The following is an 18,762-nucleotide window of genomic DNA, read 5'->3' on the forward strand; positions in this document are numbered from 1 at the left end:
TGCGCTCAGGTTCGTCCGGGCATCAAGCCCGGATGCTGACCAGGCTCAGCAGTTGCCCGTCCTGCAGGGCGAATTGCGCGTCCAGTTCACTGCCATTGCGCCATTCGCTGGACAGGTCGGTCAGCAGGCGCAGGCGGACCTGGCCGCTGGCCGTCCACTCCAGCACTTCGGCATGTTCGAAATAGAAGCGTTGCCGGACGATCGGGTACAGCGCCTTGAACAGGCTTTCCTTCACCGAAAAGGTCAGGGTGACCCAGAGCGCCAGTTGTTCCCGCGGGGCGGCAGCCATGCGCTGCATTTCGGCCGGGATGAGGATTTCCCCCGCCAGGCGTTCCGCCCGTTCGCTGTTGAGCAGGTTCTCCAGGTCCATGCCCAGCCCGCGCCAGTGTTCCTTACGCGCAACAATCGCCGCGGCGCGCCCGGTGCTGTGGGTGATCGAGCCGCTGATGTGCGTCGGCCAGACCGGCGCCCGGTCCTCGCCGATCGGCGGAATGCAGTCCAGGCCATCCAGGCGATGCAGGGCGGCGCGGGCGCAGAAACGACCGGCGAGAAACTCGGCCTGCCGTTTCGCCACCGAACGTTGAATGCTCGCGGGCGGCTCGATGGCGCTGCGCTGGAAGTCGTTGCTGGCCAGGCGCGAGGCATCGAAATGGGTGCCGAGCAGGACGGTGTCCGGCAGGGCGTCGGGCAGCGGCCACTGGTCGTCGAGTGGGGTGCAGCAGGCGGGGAGGGTGGGGATGTGATTCATGCCAGGCATTTTGCCGGGTTGTAAGGCTGGAGGGTAGCCTGGCAAGCGTCGGCCTCGATGCCGCCGCCCCGGGAATTGAGGTCTCGGGGCGGTCGACGCGGGGTCAGTCGAACAGCTTTTTGAAAAACTCTCGCATGTCCGCCCATGAGCGTTCATCGGCGGCCTTGCTGTAGCCGATGTCCAGCCCGCCATGTTCGCCGTGGCTCATGCGGTCGGCATCCGGATTGCTGAAGCTGTGCTTGGCGCCCTCGAGGTTGACGAACCGGTAGTCGGCGCCGGCCTTGTCCATTTCTGCCTTGAAGGCGCTGACGTTATCGGCGGTGACCATGCTGTCGAGGGCGCCGTGCTCCACCAGGATTTTCGCCTTGACGCTGCCGGGAGTGGCCGGGGCCCTGGTGACCAGGGCGCCATGGAAACTCACCACACCGAGCAGGGGCAGGCCCTGGCGCGCTGCGTCCAGCACCACCTTGCCGCCGAAGCAGTAGCCGATCGCGGCCAGCTTGGCCGGGTCGGTCTGCGGTTGTTTCTTCAGCAGGTCGAGCCCGGCCTTGAAGCGCGCGCTGGCGGCGGCACTGTCTTTCGAGGCGGCCTGCATGAAGGCCATGGCGTCTTTCGGGTGCTCGGTGTTCTTGCCGTCGCCGTACATATCGATGGCCAGGGCGCTGTAACCCAAGGCCGCGAGATCCCGGGCCCGGCGTTTGGCGTAGTCGTTCAGGCCCCACCACTCATGCACCACCACGACGCCGGGACGTGGCCCTTGCAGGCTGTCGTCATAGGCGTAGTAGCCGATGAGCCGGGTACCGTCGGGGCTCTGGTAGGGGATTTCCTGGGGCTTGATGGCTGCCTGGCTCAAGCCGCAGAAAGCCAACAACAAGCAAGCGAAAAGCGCGCGCATGGTCCGTTCTCCTTTTAAAAGACTGCCCAACAGCCTAGTCGATTTGATTCAGCCGAGGTTCAGAGTGTGTTCAGGGGGAGTTCAGGGCGGGGTCGGTAGTCTGGCTCCCGTACCCAAAAACACATAGCGAATGAGGAAACACCCATGACTACTTTCAAGAAGATGATCCTGGCCTTCACTGTTCTCGGCGCCAGCGCTGTCGTCCAGGCCGCCGACAGCAACTTCGCCAGCCTTACCTATGGCCAGACCAGCGACAAGGTCAAGAAGTCCAGCCTGCTCAACAGCAACCTGAACAACCCGAACGCCGACGGTGTGATCGGCAAGGACAACACCTGGGGCGTGCGCCTGGGTCAGCAGAATGACCAGCACCGCTACTACGCCACCTACGACAATGTCTCCGGCTCGCACAATGGCATTAAACTGCGCCAGGAAAACCTGCTCGGCAGCTACGATGTGTTCCTGCCGGTGACCAGCAGCACCAAGCTGTTCGGCGGCGGTACCGCGGGCCTGACCAAGCTGACCCAGGATTCCCCAGGCTTCAGCCGCGACAGCGATATCGGTTATGCCGTCGGCGTGCAGGCCGGTGTCCTGCAGCAGGTTTCACAGAACACCTCGGTCGAACTGGGTTACCGTTACCTGCGCAGCAATGCCAGCACCGAGATGAGCGAGCGCAGTGGCAGCAAGCAGGGTTCGCTGAGCCTGACCAGCAGCGCCCAGACCTACCTGTCGGCCAACTACGCTTTCTAAAATATTGTCCTGGTTCTGAGCGCGCCGGATCTGCCAAGGCAAGATCCGGCGTTGCCATATATACGATCAGGGCGCCTGAGCGCCCTTGGAGATGTCGAATTTTGCCTGGGAGAGCTGCATGAAACTGCTCGTCGTTGAAGATGAGGCGCTGCTGCGCCATCACTTGCAAACCCGCCTCACGGACAGCGGCCATGTGGTCGAGTCCGTGGCCAATGCCGAGGAGGCGCTGTATCAGACCGAGCAGTTCAACCATGATCTGGCGGTGATCGACCTGGGCCTGCCGGGCATAGGCGGGCTGGACCTGATCCGCCAGCTGCGCTCGCGGGGCAAGGCGTTTCCGATCCTGATCCTGACGGCACGCGGCAACTGGCAGGACAAGGTCGAAGGGCTGGCCGCCGGCGCCGACGACTATGTGGTCAAGCCCTTCCAGTTCGAGGAGCTGGACGCACGCCTGAATGCGCTGCTGCGTCGCTCCAGCGGGTTCACCCAGTCGACCATCATCGCCGGCCCGCTGCTGCTCGACCTCAATCGCAAGCAGGCCTCGCTCGACGAACAGCCGCTGGCGTTGACCGCCTACGAGTACCGGATTCTCGAGTACCTCATGCGCCACCATCAGCAGGTGGTGGCCAAGGACCGGCTGATGGAGCAGCTGTACCCGGACGATGACGAGCGCGATCCGAACGTGATCGAGGTGCTGGTCGGCCGCCTGCGGCGCAAGCTGGAAGGGCCGTCGGGCTTCAAGCCCATCGATACCGTGCGTGGCCTGGGTTACCTGTTCAACGAGCGCTGCCGATGATCCGATCGTTACGCCTGCGCCTGATGCTGGCGGCCACGACGCTGGCGGTGCTGTTCATGCTGGCGTTGTTGCCGGCCATGCAAGGCGCGTTCAGCCTGGCGCTGCAGGACTCCATCGAGCAGCGCCTGGCCTCCGACGTGACCACGCTGATCTCGGCGGCCCGGGTCGAGAACAATCACCTGCAAATGCCGGCGCAACTGCCGGACGAGCGTTTCAACCTGACCGACAGCCGTCTCCTGGGTTACATCTACGACCGGGAAGGGCGGCTGGTCTGGCGCTCCAAGGCGACCCAGGAAGAGAACATCAACTACAAGCCGCGGTATGACGGGCGCGGCAACGAGTTCGCGCGTATCCGCGAGGTCAACGGCCAGGAGTTTTTCGTCTACGACGTCGAGGTCAAGCTGCTGGGCGGTAAAAGCGCGGCGTTCAGCATCGTCGCCTTGCAGCCGGTGCGTGAGTACCAGTTGACCCTGGAAGGGGTGCGGGAAAACCTCTACCTCGGGTTCGGCGCCGCGTTGCTGGTGCTCCTGGCGCTGCTCTGGCTCGGCCTGACCTGGGGCCTGCAGGCATTGCGCCGGCTGAGCCAGGAGCTGGACGAAATCGAGAGCGGCACCCGGCAAAGCCTCAGCGAAGAACATCCACGCGAACTGCTGCGCCTGACCGGCTCGTTGAACCGCCTGCTGCACAGCGAGCGCGAGCAACGCAGCCGTTATCGCGATTCCCTGGATGACCTGGCCCACAGCCTGAAGACCCCGCTGACGGTGTTGCAAGGGGTCAGCGAGGACATGGCCCTGCGTCCTCAAGACCGCGAACAGGCCTGGGTGCTGCAGACCCAGATCGAACGCATGAGCCAGCAGATCAGCTACCAGCTGCAGCGCGCCAGCCTGCGCAAGAGCGGCCTGGTGCGCCACCAGGTGCGTTTGCGTCCGGTGCTGAAAAGCCTGTGCGACACCCTGGACAAGGTCTACCGCGACAAACAGGTGCGGGTCTCGTTCGATCTGCCGGAGCGCTGCTATGTGCCGATCGAGCATGGAGCCTTGCTCGAATTGCTGGGCAACCTGCTGGAGAACGCCTACCGCCTGTGCCTGAGCGAGGTGCGCATCAGTGTCCGCCAAGACCTCCACGGCGCGCAGTTGTGTGTCGAGGACGACGGGCCGGGCGTGCCGCCGGACCAGCGGGCGCGGATTCTCCAGCGCGGCGAACGGCTGGATCGCCAGCATCCGGGGCAGGGGATCGGCCTGGCGGTGGTCAAGGACATCATCGACAGCTACGGCGCGCAACTGACCCTTGGCGATTCCACCCTGGGCGGGGCCGCGTTCCGCATTCACTTCCCGGCGATTTGATCGGCGCGCTCAGATTTCCTGGGCGCGGTAGGCGCCCGGGGTCAGCCCGGTCCACTTCTTGAACGCGCGGTGAAAGGCCGATGGCTCGGAAAAGCCGGTCTGCTCGGCGATCTGTTGCAACGACAGGTCGGCCCGACGCAGGTGGTAGATGGCGATATCGCGCCGCAACTGATCCTTCAACCCCTGAAAACTCGTGCCTTCTTCGCGCAAGTGCCGGCGCAGGGTCTGCGGGCTGATGTGCAGGTGCTGGGCGATGCTTTCCAGGTCCGGCCAATGGTTGCTGTCGCGGCTGAGCAGGCGGCGCAGCTGGCTGCTCAGACTGTCGCCGTCGTCCGGGCGGGCCAGCAGGTCGGCGGGGGAGCGTTCAAGGAAGTGCTTGAGGGTTCGTTCGTCCTGCAGCAGCGGCATGTTCAGGTAGCGGCTGTGGAACAGCAGGCTGCTGCAGTCGCGGGAAAACATCAGGGGGCAGGGGAACAGCAGGTCGTATTCGTTGCCGTGCTCGGGTTTCGGGTAGCTGAAACAGGCCTGCTCGAGGCGGATGCGCTGGCCGATCAACCAACTGCCGAGGCGATGCCAGATCACCAGCAGGCTCTCGCTGAGGAAATGGTCCGGGTCCCACAGTGCGGCGTCGTCCAGGCTCAGGCGGGTCATGTCCCCTTCGCGCGTCAGGCTCAGCCGCGGTGCCTGGGGGAACAGGCTATAGAACAGCAGGCCGCGCTGCAGGGCCTTTTCCAGGTTGCTGCAGTGGATCAGGGCGTGGCACATCATGGCGAAGGTGCCGCGCTTGCTCGGGCCGTCGCCAAACCCCAGGTACTCGTCGTCCAGGACTTGCCAGAGCTGTTGCAGCAGGCTGGCGAACTGCTCGGGGGCGATACGGGCCTTGGGTTCGTTGAGCAGTTCGAGGCTGATGCCCAGGGTCTGCAGCAGCTCCGAATAGTCGTAGCCCCGTCGGCGCGCCCCGCCCAGGGCGGCGCGGGCGAAATGACTGGCGATGGTGCGTTCGCGCATGAAGGTTGATCCGTCCATTAAGTGGCGGATGTTAACAGCCGACAACGACTGGGCAAGGCGGATATCCGCCAAATTGTAGGACGAGCGTCGGGCGATGGGCGGAAATCCGCCACTTCATGTAGGGGCAGGGAGAGCGAAGGCGAGCGCAAACCCTGGTGTCCAAAGGCCTTCAGGGTTTTTTGGCAAGCTGGCACGGGCTTTGCGATAGCGAGCAAGGAGAAGGGAGCAGCGAAAGGTGTTCCCCGCAGCTCTACACAACAAATCCCTCCAGTGCAGGAGGGTTCGCACTTTAGGCGTCGTGTGCATCGATGGATGGTGTGCAACGGTGCTCTTGAGGAACTTTGCAATGACGACTCGTCAGCCACTGTACAAATCCCTGTATTTCCAGGTGATCGTTGCCATCGCCATCGGCATCCTGCTCGGTCACTTCTACCCGCAGACCGGTGTGGCCCTCAAGCCCCTGGGTGACGGGTTCATCAAACTGATCAAGATGGTCATCGCGCCTATCATCTTCTGTACGGTCGTCAGCGGTATCGCGGGCATGCAGAACATGAAATCGGTGGGCAAGACCGGTGGCTACGCGCTGCTGTACTTCGAAATCGTTTCGACCATCGCCCTGCTGATCGGCCTGGTTGTGGTCAACGTGGTGCAGCCGGGCAACGGCATGCACATCGACGTGTCCACCCTGGATGCCTCGAAAGTGGCGGCCTACGTCACCGCCGGCAAGGACCAGAGCATCGTCGGCTTCATCCTCAACGTCATTCCGAACACCATCGTCGGTGCCTTCGCCAACGGCGACATCCTGCAAGTGCTGATGTTCTCGGTGATCTTCGGTTTCGCCCTGCACCGCCTGGGTGCCTATGGCAAGCCGGTGCTGGACTTCATCGACCGTTTCGCCCATGTGATGTTCAACATCATCAACATGATCATGAAGCTCGCGCCGATCGGTGCGCTGGGCGCCATGGCCTTCACCATCGGCGCCTATGGCGTGGGTTCGCTGGTGCAGCTGGGCCAGCTGATGATCTGCTTCTACATCACCTGCGTGCTGTTCGTGCTGGTGGTGCTGGGCGCCATCTGCCGCGCCCACGGTTTCAGCGTGCTGAAGCTGATCCGCTACATCCGTGAAGAACTGCTGATCGTGCTGGGTACTTCCTCCTCGGAATCGGCCCTGCCACGCATGCTGATCAAGATGGAACGCCTGGGCGCGAAGAAATCGGTAGTGGGCCTGGTGATCCCCACCGGTTACTCCTTCAACCTCGACGGTACTTCGATCTACCTGACCATGGCGGCCGTGTTCATCGCCCAGGCGACCGACACCCACATGGACATCACTCACCAGATCACCCTGCTGCTGGTGCTGCTGCTGTCCTCCAAAGGCGCCGCAGGCGTGACCGGTAGCGGCTTCATCGTGCTGGCGGCGACCCTGTCGGCCGTGGGTCACCTGCCGGTGGCCGGCCTGGCGCTGATCCTGGGTATCGACCGTTTCATGTCCGAAGCCCGTGCGCTGACCAACCTGGTGGGTAACGCGGTAGCCACCGTAGTGGTCGCCAAGTGGGTCAAGGAGCTGGACGAAGACCAGTTGCAGGCCGAGCTGGCTTCCGGTGGTCGTGCTATCAGCGACACTCGCGAAGAAGATGACCTGGGCGTTGCCGAAGGCCCAACCCCGACGTCCGTGAAGTAACTTCACCACGTCGATGAAAAACCCGCTGCGGCGGGTTTTTTCATGCCCGGGGTTTGAGCGCAACGGTCAGCCCGGGTGGCGCTTGCGGTGATTGCCGGGCCTCGAGACGCTGCCTACTCTGTGGGCAGTCAATCGGCAAGGGAGGGTACTCATGCACGGGCCACTGGCGTCACTCAAGGTATTGGATTTCTCCACGCTGCTGCCGGGGCCATTCGCCTCCTTGCTGCTGGCGGACATGGGCGCCGAGGTGCTGCGCATCGAATCGCCGACCCGCATGGACCTGCTGCGGGTGCTGCCGCCCCACGATCAGGGCGTCTCCGCCAGCCATGCCTACCTCAATCGCAATAAGCGCAGCCTGGCGCTGGACCTCAAGCAGCCCGAGGCGTTGGAGGTGATCCGCCAACTGGTGCTGGAATACGACATCGTCCTGGAGCAGTTCCGCCCCGGGGTGATGGAGCTCCTGGGGCTGGGCTACGAGGCGCTGAAGGCGCTGAACCCGAAGCTGATCTATGTCTCGATCACCGGTTACGGCCAGACCGGCCCGTACCGGGATCGCGCCGGCCACGACATCAATTACCTGGCCCTGGCGGGCTTGGCCAGCTACACCGGGCGCAAGGACAGCGGGCCGCTGCCCCTGGGCATCCAGGCGGCGGACATCGCCGGCGGTTCGCTGCATGGGGTCATCGGCCTGCTGGCGGCGGTGATTGCCCGCCAGCACAGCGGCCTGGGGCAGCACCTGGACGTGAGCATGACCGATTGCGTGTTCAGCCTGAACGCCATGGCCGGGGCCGGCTACCTGGCGTGCGGGATCGAGCCCGCGGCGGAGCAGCAGGTGCTCAATGGCGGCAGCTTCTATGACTATTACCGCAGTCGGGATGGTCGCTGGCTGTCGGTGGGCAGCCTGGAGCCGCCGTTCATGCAGGCGCTGTGCAAGGCCCTGGGGCGTCCGGAACTGGCGGCCCAGGGGCTGTCGCCGCAGCCGGAACAACAGCAGGCGCTCAAGCAGGCCTTGCAGGTCGAGTTCGAGAAGCACGATTTTGCCGAGCTCTGCGAGTTGTTTGCTGGGGTCGACGCCTGCGTCGAACCGGTGTTGGGCCTGGCGGAGGCGGTGGCGCATCCGCAGTTGCAGGCACGGCAACTGGTCAGCCAGGTGCCGCGTGGCGATGGCAGCTACCAGGCGCAGATGGCCTGCCCGCTGAAGTTTTCCCAGGGGTTGCCGGAGCCGCGGCATATCGGGGCGGAACTGGGGGGCCATAGCGACCAGGTGCTGGCCGAGCTGGGTTACAGCGCGCAGCGCATCGCTGAGCTACGCCAGGGCCGGGTCATCCTGTAGGGCGCCAGGACCGGGTTCATTCCACCCGCATCTCGCCGCTGAACACCAGGGTGTGCCGGCAACGCCGGCACAGATAACGCCGGCCCTGGGCGACCAGGCGATGGCGCTGGGCGGAAAACGGAAAGTCGTTGTCGCAGGGGCAGCGGTAGATGTAGCGGGTCACGCTGCGGCGCTGGATCTCGTAGGTGTGGCAGCGATTGGGCGGTAGTTCGTACACGCCGCGCATGATCAGTTGCCATTCTTCGCCGTGGGGCTGAATGCGCTCGCCGAACAGTTGGTGGGCGATCAGGTGCGCGACTTCATGGGCCACGGTCTGCTTGAGGAAGTCTTCGGTGTTTTCCCGGTACAGTTGCGGGTTGAAGCGCAGCAGGTTCTCGTGCAGGTGGGCGACACCGGCTTTCTGGCCGCGCAACTTGAGGCTGACCACCGGGCGTTTGAAAGGTCGTTTGAAAAAGGATTCAGCGAGTTGGAAACAGTCTTCGACGCGGGTATTGAGTTGCTCGGGCATGCTTAACGGCTCTCCAGAGCGGGTGAGTATGCCGCAAAGCCGATGCATTCCGAATCGTCCAGGCGCCGAATGGTCGTTGCGCAGATTAGAAGGCCGCCTTGCGGCGGCCTGTGTTGGCAGATTGTGTTGGTTTTTTGAGCGACGTCAGTTGGTGTAAACGGGGCCGACGCCAAGACCCCAGACGATCACGGTGAACGCCATGATCGCGACCAGCACCACCAGCCCAACGGCCAGTACGGAGCTTGAGAACAGGAAACCTTCGTCCGAGGGAATGTTCATGAAGGTCGGCAACCCGACATACAGCAGGTAGACGGTGTAGCAGATGGCGGCCGTGCCGACGATCATGCCCAGCCACATGTGCGGATACAGCGCCGCCAGGCCGCCGATGAACAGGGGCGTCGCGGTATAGGTGGCGAACGCGATGCAGCGCGCCAGGCTCGGGCTGGCGTCGTAGGTGCGGGCCATCCAGTGGACGAAGGCGCCCATGACCGCGACCCCGCCCAGCATCGCCAGGTACGACATGATGGTCATCCACAGCGCGCTTTCCATGGTCAGCATGACCGGTGCTCGATTGCCGATGACCCAACCGACCTGGGTGGTGCCGATAAACGCCGAAATCGCCGGAATTGCCGCGAGAATCAGCGTGTGGGTGAGGTACATGTGGCTGATGCTTTCCTCTTCGTCGCCACGTATTTCTCGCCATTCCTGATCGGGGTGGGTGAAGAGTCCCACGACATGATGAATCATAGTCAGTCACTCCTTTGTTATTGCCATCGCCCCCCAACGGAGCGCCTACGGGCCAGCGGCCAAGTAAGTAAAGGTCTGAATATGCGTGCGACCTTATGTCGCAGTATAGAAAGGACTGACCTGCAAAGGTCATGGGTGTTAGAGCAAATCGCGCTGTCGGCGCGGCTGGTAATCGCATTCGGCGATTTGATCGGTCGACTGGCGCCCGGCGCTTCGCCCGCGCGCGGTTTTTGCGTAAAATGACCGGCTTTTCGTCACACACCGCGGATTTCAAGCGCCATGGGCACTCTTACGGTCAACCAGAACAAACTGCAGAAACGCTTGCGCCGCCAGGCCGGGGAAGCGGTCGCCGACTTCAACATGATCGAAGACGGCGACAAGGTCATGGTCTGCCTGTCCGGCGGCAAGGACAGCTACACCATGCTCGACGTGCTGATGCACCTGCAGAAGGTTGCACCGATCAAGTTCGACATCGTCGCCGTGAACATGGACCAGAAGCAGCCCGGGTTCCCCGAGCACGTGCTGCCGGCCTACCTCGAGACACTGGGTGTGGAGTACCACATCGTCGAGAAGGACACCTATTCGGTGGTCAAGGAACTGATACCGGAAGGCAAGACCACCTGTTCGCTGTGCTCGCGCCTGCGTCGCGGCACCCTGTACACCTTCGCCGACGAGATCGGCGCGACCAAGATGGCCCTGGGTCACCACCGGGACGACATCGTCGAGACCTTCTTCCTCAACATGTTCTACAACGGCTCGCTCAAGGCCATGCCGCCCAAGCTGCGGGCCGACGACGGGCGTAATGTGGTGATCCGACCCCTGGCCTATTGCAGCGAGAAGGACATCCAGGCCTATTCCGACCTCAAGCAGTTCCCGATCATCCCGTGCAACCTCTGCGGCTCTCAGGAAAACCTGCAGCGCCAGGTGGTCAAGGAAATGCTCCAGGAATGGGAACGCAAGACCCCGGGCCGTACCGAAAGCATTTTCCGCGGCCTGCAGAACGTGGTGCCGTCGCAGCTGGCGGACCGCAACCTGTTCGACTTCACCAGCCTGAAGATCGATGAAACCGCGGCTTCGCGTTTCGTCAATGTGGTGAACCTCTGAGTCGTCTCGCGGCTCTGTATCGTGGAATCACGGCGCTCCTTCGAGCGCCGTTTCTTTATCGTCATTAGGAGAGGGCATGCGCGATTACAAGTGGCTGCACGAATACTGTCTGAACCGCTTCGGTTCGGCGGCCGAGCTGGAAGCCCATCTGCCGGTGCCGAAAACCCCGGCGCAATTGCGCAAGATCAGCGATGACCGTTATCTCTCGACCCTGGCCCTGCGGGTATTCCGCGCCGGCTTGAAGCACAGCCTGGTGGACGCCAAGTGGCCGGCCTTCGAAGAGGTGTTCTTTGGCTTCGACCCGGAAAAAGTGGTGCTGATGGGCGCCGAGCACCTCGAGCGGCTGATGCAGGACACGCGGATCATTCGCCACCTGGGCAAGCTCAAGAGCGTGCCGCGCAATGCGCAGATGGTGCTCGACGTGGAAAAGGAGAAGGGCAGTTTCGGCGCCTTGATCGCCGACTGGCCGGTGACCGACATCGTCGGCCTGTGGAAGTACCTGGCCAAGCACGGTCATCAGTTGGGCGGCCTGTCGGCCCCGCGCTTTCTGCGAATGGTCGGCAAGGACACCTTCGTGCCGACCTATGACGTGGTGGCGGCGCTGAATGCGCAGCAGATCATCGACAAGGTGCCGAGCAGCCTCAAGGACCTGGCCACCGTGCAGGGCGCCTTCAACCAGTGGCACGCCGAAAGTGGCCGGCCGCTGTGCCAGATCTCGATGATGCTGGCGTATACGGTCAATCACTGATCGGGGCGTGTTCCCTGGAGTACCGCGTCATCGTTCATCGCGAGCAAGCTTCGCTCCTACAGAAGTACAGGGTGCTCTGTAGGGGCGAGGCTTGCCCGCGACAGCGCGCCGTCAGGCGGCGCTGACCTGGCCTTCGCCCGCCAGCTTGCGGTTGAGCTGGAAGCGCCAGCGCACGTAGAGCAGGGCCGAGCAGAACACCGCCAGGCTGGCCAGCATTTCCAGAATGCCGAACAGTTGCCGGTTCGGGTCGTAGGCGGCCAGCGCGCCCTTGATGAAATACAGGTTCACCACAAAGCACATCCAGGAATGCCCGCGGGCGCTGCCCACCAGCATGCCCGGCGCCATCAACAGCAGCGGCACCAGTTCGATCAGCAGGATCACCCAGGGCCGGGCGCCGTGCAGGTCGGCGACGAACAGGTAGTAGCCGCAGAGCAGGCCGACCAGGCCGAAAAAACAGATCAGGCTCAGCACCCGGGTGATGCGTACGCGCGGCTCCAGCCATTCGATGGCCGGCAGGATCTTCGGCTTTTTAGCCACGGCTGCTCTCCAGTTGCAGGGCAGTCTTGGCCAGGCGCAGGCCCAGGGCGCGGCAGAGGGCGACTTCGTGCTCGTTCAGCGGGCTCTTGCCGTCGGCGCCGGCATGGTGGCTGGCACCGTAAGGCGTGCCACCGCCACGGGTTTCCAGCAGGGCCGATTCGCTGTAGGGCAGGCCGGTGATCAGCATGCCGTGGTGCAGCAGCGGCAGCATCATCGACAGCAGGGTGGTTTCCTGGCCGCCGTGCAGGCTGGCGGTGGAGGTGAACACCCCGGCCGGCTTGCCCACCAGGGCGCCGGTCAGCCACAGGTTGCTGGTGCCGTCGAGGAAGTACTTCAGCGGCGCGGCCATGTTGCCGAACCGGGTCGGACTGCCCAGAGCCAGGCCGGAGCAGTGCTTCAGGTCGTCGAGGCTGGCGTACAGCGCGCCGTCTTCCGGGATGCTCGGAGCCACGGCCTCGCAGTCGGCGGATATCGCCGGCACGGTGCGCAGGCGCGCTTCCATGCCACCTTGTTCGATGCCCCGGGCGATCTGCCGGGCCATCTCGTTGGTCGAGCCGTTGCGGCTGTAGTAGAGAACCAGGATGTACGGCGTACTCAAGGCAGGATCTCCAGCACGTTCTCCGGCGGCCGGCCGATGATGGCCTTGTCGCCGACTTCGAGAATCGGCCGTTCCATGAGTTTCGGGTGCGCGGCGATGGCGGCGATCAGCTGCGCTTCGCTGAGGCTGGCGTCGGCCAGGTTGAGGGTCTTGTACTCGTCTTCGCCGGTGCGCAGCAGCTGGCGGGCGCCGATCCCGAGCTTGCCCAGCAGGCTTTGCAGCTGGGCGGCATCGAGCGGGGTTTCCAGGTAGCGGACCACGGTTGGAGTCAGGCCACGGGCTTCCAGCAGTTCCAGCGCACCGCGGGATTTCGAGCAGCGCGGGTTGTGATAAAGCGTCAGATCGGTCATGGGCGGGTCGCATCTTGCGTAAGGTGGCGGCTATTCTACCTGTGCGACGGGCAGTCCTGAACCTTGCGAGGCGATGGGTCGCACGAGAAAGCGGGTTTGACGGTTTTTTTCAATACAAGGATCAAGGCATGGCAAGGCAACTGGCAGCGGCATTGGCGATCATCGGCACTTTGTTGCTGAGCGGCTGCGGTAACGATTACGGGGTCGATCAATATGGCCGGAAAGTCGCCGCCGAGCGCGTGGACAAGCAGTGGCTGGTGCTCAATTACTGGGCCGAATGGTGTGGGCCGTGCCGCACCGAGATTCCCGAGCTCAATGCATTGGCCGAAGGGCTCAAGGGCCAGCCGGTGAGTGTGCTGGGGGTCAATTTCGATAATGTGCAGGGCGAAGAACTGAAGAGCGCCAGTGAAAAACTGGGGATCAAGTTCACCGTGCTGGCGCAGAACCCGGCGGAGATTTTCGACTTGCCACGCAGCGAAGGCTTGCCGGTGACCTACATCATCGATGATCAGGGCAAGGTGCGTGAGCAACTGATGGGCGAACAGACCGCGGCGGGCGTGATGGCGAAGCTGGAAGCCCTGCGCGGGCATTGATCTGTAGCCGCTGCCGCAGGCTGCGATCGGCCTGCAAGGCCGTTGCGATCTCGGGATCGCTGAAGGTCCTGCGGACCTTATCGCAGCCTGCGGCAGCGGCTACAAGAGGGGCGGTCAACCTTCCTCGAGCCACCAGCGCAACGGCTTGCCTTCGGCCGGCCAGAAGCGCACTTGCTCGATTGGGGAAATGTCCCAGCGCTGGACGGTTTCCAACGCCTGCAGGAAGCGTCGTTCCTGCTCCATCAGGGCTGGCGCGCACAGCTTGCGGGTGCTGCCGACCTTGCCGAAGCTGAGCTTGTCGCCGTCCAGGGTATAGGGCGCGAACCAGTGGTTGCAGCCGCCGTTGCCGTAGGCGCGACCGTCTTCACCGAGGGTGATGGTCAGGTGGCTGTAGTCGATCAGCGGACGCTCGCCGATCCACTCCAGGATGTAGCTGCGATCCTGCTGCAGTTTCACCGGCTCCGCCGCGCAACCCAGCAGGCCGGCGCCGAACGCGGCGGTCAACGCCAGGCGTTTCATTGGGCGGCTCGCTGGCATTTCGGGCAGAGGTGTTTTTCCCCTTCGCTGATCCAGCCCAGCTCGGCGATCCGCGCGCTGGCCGCGGGCTTTTGCGCCTTGCTGCCCAGCTTGGCGTCCACCGCGAACTCGAAGCTCAGCTCGGCCGCGCAGCTGTCGCAGTTGACCTGCCACTGATGGATCGCCAGCTCGCCGAATACCGGACCACGGGCCACGGCGACCCACTGGCCGACCGGGTTGATCAGGTGCCGCACGGTTTCCACCGTCAGGCGCATCGACAGGTCCTTGCTGCCCTTGAGGGTGACGATCAGCACGTCGTCGTTGCGGATGGAACCACCGTTGCCGGTGACCTGATAGCGGCCGGGCACCAGGGCGCGGCATTCGATCAGAGTGTGTTGCGGGTTCATCAGGCTGTAGCGGAAATCGTGTTCGACCATGGGTCCTCCAAATCTGGCGCGTATGCTAGCACGCACCCCGATAGCTCAGGTTGCAGGCAGATGACCTTCGCTTACCGCCGGTCCGTCGACTCAGCCTTCCACCCGGTTGCAGGGCGCGCCGGCGGCCCAGGCGACGATGTTGTGCAAGGTGGTGTCGGCGATCGCCGCCAGGGCCTCGCGGGTGAGGAACGCCTGGTGGGCGGTGACAATCACGTTGGGGAAGGTCAGCAGCCGCGCCAGCACGTCGTCCTGTAGCGGCAGGTCGGAGCGGTCCTCGAAGAACAGCTGCGCCTCCTCTTCGTAGACATCCAGCCCCAGGTAGCCCAGTTGGCCGTTCTTCAGGGCCTCGATCAGTGCCGGGGTATCCACCAGGCCGCCGCGGCCGGTGTTGATCAGCATTGCGCCCGGTTGCATCCGGGCCAGGCTCTGGCGGTTGATCAGGTGTTTGCTGTCGGCGGTGAGCGGGCAGTGCAGGCTGACGATCTGCGCCTGGGCCAGCAGCTCCGGCAGGCTCAGGTAACGTGCGCCCAGGGCCTCGACTTGCGGGTTGGGGAAGGGATCGTGGGCCAGCAACTGGCAGCCGAAGCCGGCCATGATCCGGGCAAATGTCGCGCCGATTTGCCCGGTGCCGACGATGCCGACGGTTTTTCCCACCAGGTCGAAGCCGGTCAGGCCGTGCAGGCTGAAGTCGCCTTCGCGGGTGCGGTTGTAGGCGCGGTGCAGGCGGCGGTTCAGCGCCAGGATCAGGGCCACGGCATGCTCGGCCACGGCATGGGGAGAATAGGCCGGGACCCGGACCACGCTCAGGCCCAGGCGTTTGGCCGCGGCCAGGTCGACATGGTTGTAGCCGGCCGAGCGCAGCGCGATCAGGCGCGTGCCGCCGGCGGCCAGTTGCTCCAGCACCGGGGCGCTCAGGTCGTCGTTGATAAAGGCGCAGACCACTTCGTGGTGCTCCGCCAGGGCCGCGGTGTCCAGGCTCAGGCGCGCGGCCTGGAACTGCAGCTCGATGCCCGGCGGCAACTCGGCACCGAGGAAGCTGTCGCGGTCATAGTTCTGGCTGCTGAAGAGAATCGTGCGCATGGCGTCGTCCTTGTGGGAGGTTGCCCCGAGCATGAACCTTCGGGGCAAACCTGTCGTTGCTCTGGGTCAGGCGTTGATGCGGGCCTCCGTGGCCAGGCGGTTGATGGCCCGTTCGAGTTCGTCGAGGGCGGCGAAGGCCTTGACGTCTTCCTGCTTGAGCAGGGTTTCGCTGCGCTGGCAGGCGGCGCGCAACTGCGGCACTCCGCAGTAGCGGGTCGCCCCGTGCAGACGGTGGACCCGTTCGATCAGCGCATTGTGGTCGTTGGCGGCACGGGCGGCGCGAATCGCTTCACGGTCGGCCTCCAGCGAGGCCAGGAGCATCGCCAGCATGTCGGCGGCCAGGTCTGCCTTGCCGGCGGCCAGGCGCAAACCTTCGTCGTGATCCAGCACTTGCAGCTCGAGGCCGTTGCCGGACGGTTCGCCAGTGCGTTCCGGCCCCTGGTTGCGCAGGGCCAGACCGGTCCACTTCAGCACCACCTGAGCCAGTTGCCGCTCACTGATGGGCTTGGTCAGGTAGTCGTCCATGCCGCTTTGCAGCAGTGCGCGTTTTTCGTTGGCCATGGCGTGGGCGGTGAGGGCGATCACCGGCAGCGGCGTGCAGTTGCGCTCGCTCTCCCACTGGCGAATCGCCTCGGTGCTCTGGCGGCCGTCCATGCCGGGCATCTGCACGTCCATCATCACCAGATCGAAGGATTCGTTCTGCACCGCCTTGACCGCCGCATAGCCGCTGTCGACCGCGAGCACCTTGGCGCCCATGTCTTCGAGCAGGGTCTGCACCAGCAGCAGGTTGGCCGGGTTGTCATCGACACACAGCACCCGTGGCGGGCGACTGGCGATCGGTTCGCTCGGCTCGTTGCGCACCACCTTGGGGTTGACCAGGTCGGCCAGGGCGCGCCGCAGTTTGCGGGTGCAGGCCGGTTTGGCCTGCAACTGGCTGTGAGGGTTGGGCACCGACAGATGGAAGAGCGTCTGTTCGGTGGTCGGGCACAGCACCAGTACTTTGCAGCCCAGGTGTTCGAGGTCCCAGATGTGCTGGTTGAGGCGTTCCGGCGGCATGTCGTTGGTGGTGATGCCGAGCACTGCCAGATCGATCGCCTGTTCGGTCTGATGCACTCCGGTCACGCCGTTGGTCAGGGCTTCCAGGGTATTGAACGGCGTCACTTCCAGGCCGCAGTCCTCGAGTTGATGCTGCAGGGCCTGGCGCGCCAGTTCATGGTTCTCCAGGACCGCGATCCGCCTGCCGAGCAGCGGCGGGGCTGGCAGGTCTTCGGCGTCGTCGCGGGTTTTCGGCAGGCGCAGGCTGATCCAGAACTCCGAACCTTCGCCGGGCGTGCTGTCGACGCCGATCTCGCCACCCATCTGTTCGATCAGGCGCTTGGAAATCACCAGCCCCAGGCCGGTACCGCCAGGCTGGCGCGACAACGAGTTGTCGGCCTGGCTGAAGGCTTGGAACAGGGCACGCACGTCCTGGTTCGACAGGCCGATGCCGGTGTCCTGAATGCTGATGCGCAGTTGCACGCTGTCTTCGTGTTCTTCTTCGAGCATGGCGCGGGCGACGATGGTGCCTTCGCGGGTGAACTTGATGGCGTTGCTCACCAGGTTGGTGAGGATCTGCTTGAGGCGCAGCGGGTCGCCCACCAGCGACAGCGGGGTATCGCGATACACCAGGCTGACCAGTTCCAGCTGCTTGGCGTGGGCGGCCGGGGCGAGGATGGTCAGGGTGTCCTGCAACAGGTCGCGCAGGTTGAACGGAATACTGTCGAGCACCAGCTTGCCGGCTTCGATTTTCGAGAAGTCGAGAATTTCGTTGATGATTCCCAGCAGGCTGTCGGCGGACTTTTCGATGGTGCCCAGGTAATCCAGCTGGCGCGGGGTCAGTTCGCTTTTCTGCAGCAGGTGGGTGAAACCGAGGATGCCGTTGAGCGGCGTGCGGATTTCGTGACTCATGTTGGCCAGGAATTCCGATTTGATCCGGCTGGCCTCCAGGGCCTCCTTGCGCGCCAGGTCCAGTTCGATGTTCTGGATCTCGATGGTTTCCAGGTTTTGCCGGACGTCCTCGGTGGCCTGGTCGATGCTGTGTTGCAATTCTTCCTGGGCATTCTGCAGGGTGCCGGCCATGCGGTTGATGCCCGAGGCCAGCTCGTCCAGCTCCTGGCTGCCGAGCAAGGGCAGGCGGGTTTCCAGGTTGCCGTCCTTGAGTTGGGTAACGGCATGTTTGATCTGGCTCAGCGGGTTGTTGATGGTGCGCCCCATGCGCAGCGCCAGCAGGCCGGTGCAGATCAGCCCGGCGATAATCAGCAGCAGGCTGGCGAACAGGCTGCGGTAGCCGCGCAACAGCATGCTGTTATGGGACAGCTCCAGCTCGACCCAGCCGAGCAGGCGGTCGGACTCGTCGGGAATCAGGTCGCCGGCCAGGTTGCGGTGGCGGCCGAACACCGGCAGCAGATAGCGGGTGGCGTCGCTGCCGGTGCGTTGCAGCATCTGGCTGCCGTTACCGGTCGGCGCCTGGTTGAGCATGCTCGGGCCGGCATGGGCCAGGGGCGTGCGGTCGGGCGCGAGGAAGGTCACTGCGCGCACGTCCTGCTGTTCCAGGGACTGGGTGGCGATGCGTTCCAGCAGGGCGGTGTTCTTGTGGGCCAGGGCCGGTGCCACCAGGGGCGCCAGTTGCTCGGCGATCATTTCGCCGCGTTGCAGAAGCTGGGTTTGCAGGTCCGACTGCTGCATCCAGGTGAAATAACCGCCCAGCACCAACGCCATCAGGCTGGTTGGCAGCAAGGTCAGTAACAGCACGCGGCCTTTGATCCCCAGTTTCTTAAGCACGCAACTCTCCTGCTACCACGCCGTTTTGAATGAACCCTGCGCACATCCGGTGCGCACCACCTGCGCAGTGTAGCCATTTGCTTTGCCGCAATCTTCGCAAAATTAACCGTCGAACCGCTCAGGTGCCGCGGGTTAGCGAGCGCTTTGTCGACCGGTGTCGGTTGCCCGGCCGC

20 protein-coding genes are annotated in these 18,762 nt (G+C 64.0%); 8 read left to right on the top strand and 12 right to left on the bottom strand.

The features are described 5' to 3' along the window. Nucleotides 1–22 precede the first annotated feature (22 nt). Together AC07PQ_RS20320 and AC07PQ_RS20325 are read right to left on the bottom strand one after the other, a co-directional pair. Nucleotides 23–748 (bottom strand): 4'-phosphopantetheinyl transferase family protein, encoded by a 726-nt coding sequence (locus AC07PQ_RS20320; protein WP_007931768.1) that lies wholly within the window; start codon nucleotides 746–748, stop codon nucleotides 23–25. A 103-nt stretch (nucleotides 749–851) separates the two neighbouring features. Next, entirely contained in the window at nucleotides 852–1,643 is a 792-nt protein-coding gene (locus AC07PQ_RS20325; RefSeq protein WP_493186034.1) for a dienelactone hydrolase family protein, read from the bottom strand. A gap of 144 nt (nucleotides 1,644–1,787) precedes the next feature. Between AC07PQ_RS20325 and AC07PQ_RS20330 the strand changes: the two genes are divergently transcribed. The 3 genes from AC07PQ_RS20330 (at nucleotide 1,788) to AC07PQ_RS20340 (ending at nucleotide 4,529) form a co-directional block, all read left to right on the top strand. Next, on the top strand, nucleotides 1,788–2,390 hold the full coding sequence (locus AC07PQ_RS20330) for a hypothetical protein (RefSeq protein WP_007931772.1): 603 nt from the start codon (nucleotides 1,788–1,790) through the stop codon (nucleotides 2,388–2,390). A gap of 118 nt (nucleotides 2,391–2,508) precedes the next feature. Beyond that, entirely contained in the window at nucleotides 2,509–3,186 is a 678-nt protein-coding gene (locus AC07PQ_RS20335; RefSeq protein WP_493186033.1) for a response regulator, read from the top strand. After that, nucleotides 3,183–4,529 carry an ATP-binding protein gene (locus AC07PQ_RS20340; RefSeq protein WP_007931779.1) on the top strand — a complete coding sequence of 449 codons (1,347 nt, stop codon included), beginning with the start codon at nucleotides 3,183–3,185 and terminating at the stop codon, nucleotides 4,527–4,529. Before AC07PQ_RS20335 ends, AC07PQ_RS20340 begins: the two co-directional genes overlap by 4 nt. A gap of 9 nt (nucleotides 4,530–4,538) precedes the next feature. Here AC07PQ_RS20340 and AC07PQ_RS20345 read toward each other — a convergent pair whose 3' ends face one another. Then, entirely contained in the window at nucleotides 4,539–5,537 is a 999-nt protein-coding gene (locus tag AC07PQ_RS20345) for an AraC family transcriptional regulator (RefSeq protein WP_493186032.1), read from the bottom strand. Between the two features lie 346 nt (nucleotides 5,538–5,883). Here AC07PQ_RS20345 and AC07PQ_RS20350 point away from each other — a divergent pair, with 346 nt between their 5' ends. Together AC07PQ_RS20350 and AC07PQ_RS20355 are read left to right on the top strand one after the other, a co-directional pair. Then, entirely contained in the window at nucleotides 5,884–7,218 is a 1,335-nt protein-coding gene (locus AC07PQ_RS20350) for a dicarboxylate/amino acid:cation symporter (protein ID WP_007931783.1), read from the top strand. Nucleotides 7,219–7,369: 151 nt separating this feature from the next. Then, a complete protein-coding gene (locus AC07PQ_RS20355) occupies nucleotides 7,370–8,551 on the top strand; it encodes a CaiB/BaiF CoA transferase family protein (RefSeq protein WP_493186031.1) in 1,182 nt (393 codons plus the stop codon). Nucleotides 8,552–8,567: 16 nt separating this feature from the next. Here the strand turns inward: AC07PQ_RS20355 and AC07PQ_RS20360 are convergent, their stop codons facing one another. Beyond that, the gene (locus AC07PQ_RS20360) at nucleotides 8,568–9,059 is read right to left on the bottom strand and encodes a SprT family zinc-dependent metalloprotease (protein ID WP_007931787.1); all 492 of its coding nucleotides are present in this window, start codon (nucleotides 9,057–9,059) and stop codon (nucleotides 8,568–8,570) included. 144 nt (nucleotides 9,060–9,203) lie between these two features. Continuing rightward, nucleotides 9,204–9,806 (bottom strand): Yip1 family protein, encoded by a 603-nt coding sequence (locus tag AC07PQ_RS20365; RefSeq protein WP_007931790.1) that lies wholly within the window; start codon nucleotides 9,804–9,806, stop codon nucleotides 9,204–9,206. 279 nt (nucleotides 9,807–10,085) lie between these two features. Here AC07PQ_RS20365 and ttcA point away from each other — a divergent pair, with 279 nt between their 5' ends. Together ttcA and AC07PQ_RS20375 are read left to right on the top strand one after the other, a co-directional pair. After that, nucleotides 10,086–10,910 carry a tRNA 2-thiocytidine(32) synthetase TtcA gene (ttcA, locus tag AC07PQ_RS20370; RefSeq protein ID WP_007931792.1) on the top strand — a complete coding sequence of 275 codons (825 nt, stop codon included), beginning with the start codon at nucleotides 10,086–10,088 and terminating at the stop codon, nucleotides 10,908–10,910. A gap of 76 nt (nucleotides 10,911–10,986) precedes the next feature. Next, the gene (locus AC07PQ_RS20375) at nucleotides 10,987–11,658 is read left to right on the top strand and encodes a DNA-3-methyladenine glycosylase I (protein ID WP_009050287.1); all 672 of its coding nucleotides are present in this window, start codon (nucleotides 10,987–10,989) and stop codon (nucleotides 11,656–11,658) included. Between the two features lie 111 nt (nucleotides 11,659–11,769). Here the strand turns inward: AC07PQ_RS20375 and AC07PQ_RS20380 are convergent, their stop codons facing one another. From AC07PQ_RS20380 to arsC, 3 genes are read right to left on the bottom strand one after another with little or no spacing between them, the layout of a single operon-like run. Further along, the gene (locus AC07PQ_RS20380; RefSeq protein WP_053262269.1) at nucleotides 11,770–12,195 is read right to left on the bottom strand and encodes a DUF2069 domain-containing protein; all 426 of its coding nucleotides are present in this window, start codon (nucleotides 12,193–12,195) and stop codon (nucleotides 11,770–11,772) included. Further along, a complete protein-coding gene (gene wrbA / locus AC07PQ_RS20385) occupies nucleotides 12,188–12,793 on the bottom strand; it encodes an NAD(P)H:quinone oxidoreductase (protein ID WP_007931797.1) in 606 nt (201 codons plus the stop codon). The genes AC07PQ_RS20380 and wrbA overlap by 8 nt, the downstream gene beginning before the upstream one ends. Further along, nucleotides 12,790–13,143 carry an arsenate reductase (glutaredoxin) gene (gene arsC, locus AC07PQ_RS20390; RefSeq protein ID WP_007931799.1) on the bottom strand — a complete coding sequence of 118 codons (354 nt, stop codon included), beginning with the start codon at nucleotides 13,141–13,143 and terminating at the stop codon, nucleotides 12,790–12,792. Before arsC ends, wrbA begins: the two co-directional genes overlap by 4 nt. A gap of 128 nt (nucleotides 13,144–13,271) precedes the next feature. On the opposite strand from arsC, the gene AC07PQ_RS20395 reads away from it, so the two are divergent. Beyond that, nucleotides 13,272–13,736 carry a TlpA disulfide reductase family protein gene (locus AC07PQ_RS20395; protein WP_007931800.1) on the top strand — a complete coding sequence of 155 codons (465 nt, stop codon included), beginning with the start codon at nucleotides 13,272–13,274 and terminating at the stop codon, nucleotides 13,734–13,736. 114 nt (nucleotides 13,737–13,850) lie between these two features. Here the strand turns inward: AC07PQ_RS20395 and AC07PQ_RS20400 are convergent, their stop codons facing one another. The 4 genes from AC07PQ_RS20400 to AC07PQ_RS20415 all read right to left on the bottom strand — a co-directional run bounded on the left by AC07PQ_RS20400 (nucleotide 13,851) and on the right by AC07PQ_RS20415 (nucleotide 18,589). Then, nucleotides 13,851–14,255: an META domain-containing protein gene (locus AC07PQ_RS20400; RefSeq protein WP_007927741.1), complete on the bottom strand. Its 405-nt coding sequence runs from the start codon at nucleotides 14,253–14,255 to the stop codon at nucleotides 13,851–13,853. Beyond that, nucleotides 14,252–14,689, bottom strand: a complete 438-nt coding sequence (locus AC07PQ_RS20405; protein WP_009050281.1) for a hypothetical protein — start codon at nucleotides 14,687–14,689, stop codon at nucleotides 14,252–14,254. The genes AC07PQ_RS20400 and AC07PQ_RS20405 overlap by 4 nt, the downstream gene beginning before the upstream one ends. 90 nt (nucleotides 14,690–14,779) lie before the next feature. Next, nucleotides 14,780–15,769 carry a 2-hydroxyacid dehydrogenase gene (locus AC07PQ_RS20410; RefSeq protein ID WP_101338801.1) on the bottom strand — a complete coding sequence of 330 codons (990 nt, stop codon included), beginning with the start codon at nucleotides 15,767–15,769 and terminating at the stop codon, nucleotides 14,780–14,782. Between the two features lie 66 nt (nucleotides 15,770–15,835). Continuing rightward, nucleotides 15,836–18,589 carry a response regulator gene (locus AC07PQ_RS20415; RefSeq protein ID WP_101338800.1) on the bottom strand — a complete coding sequence of 918 codons (2,754 nt, stop codon included), beginning with the start codon at nucleotides 18,587–18,589 and terminating at the stop codon, nucleotides 15,836–15,838. Nucleotides 18,590–18,762 lie beyond the last annotated feature (173 nt).

Source organism: Pseudomonas sp. GW821-FHT09E12, assembly GCF_059416085.1.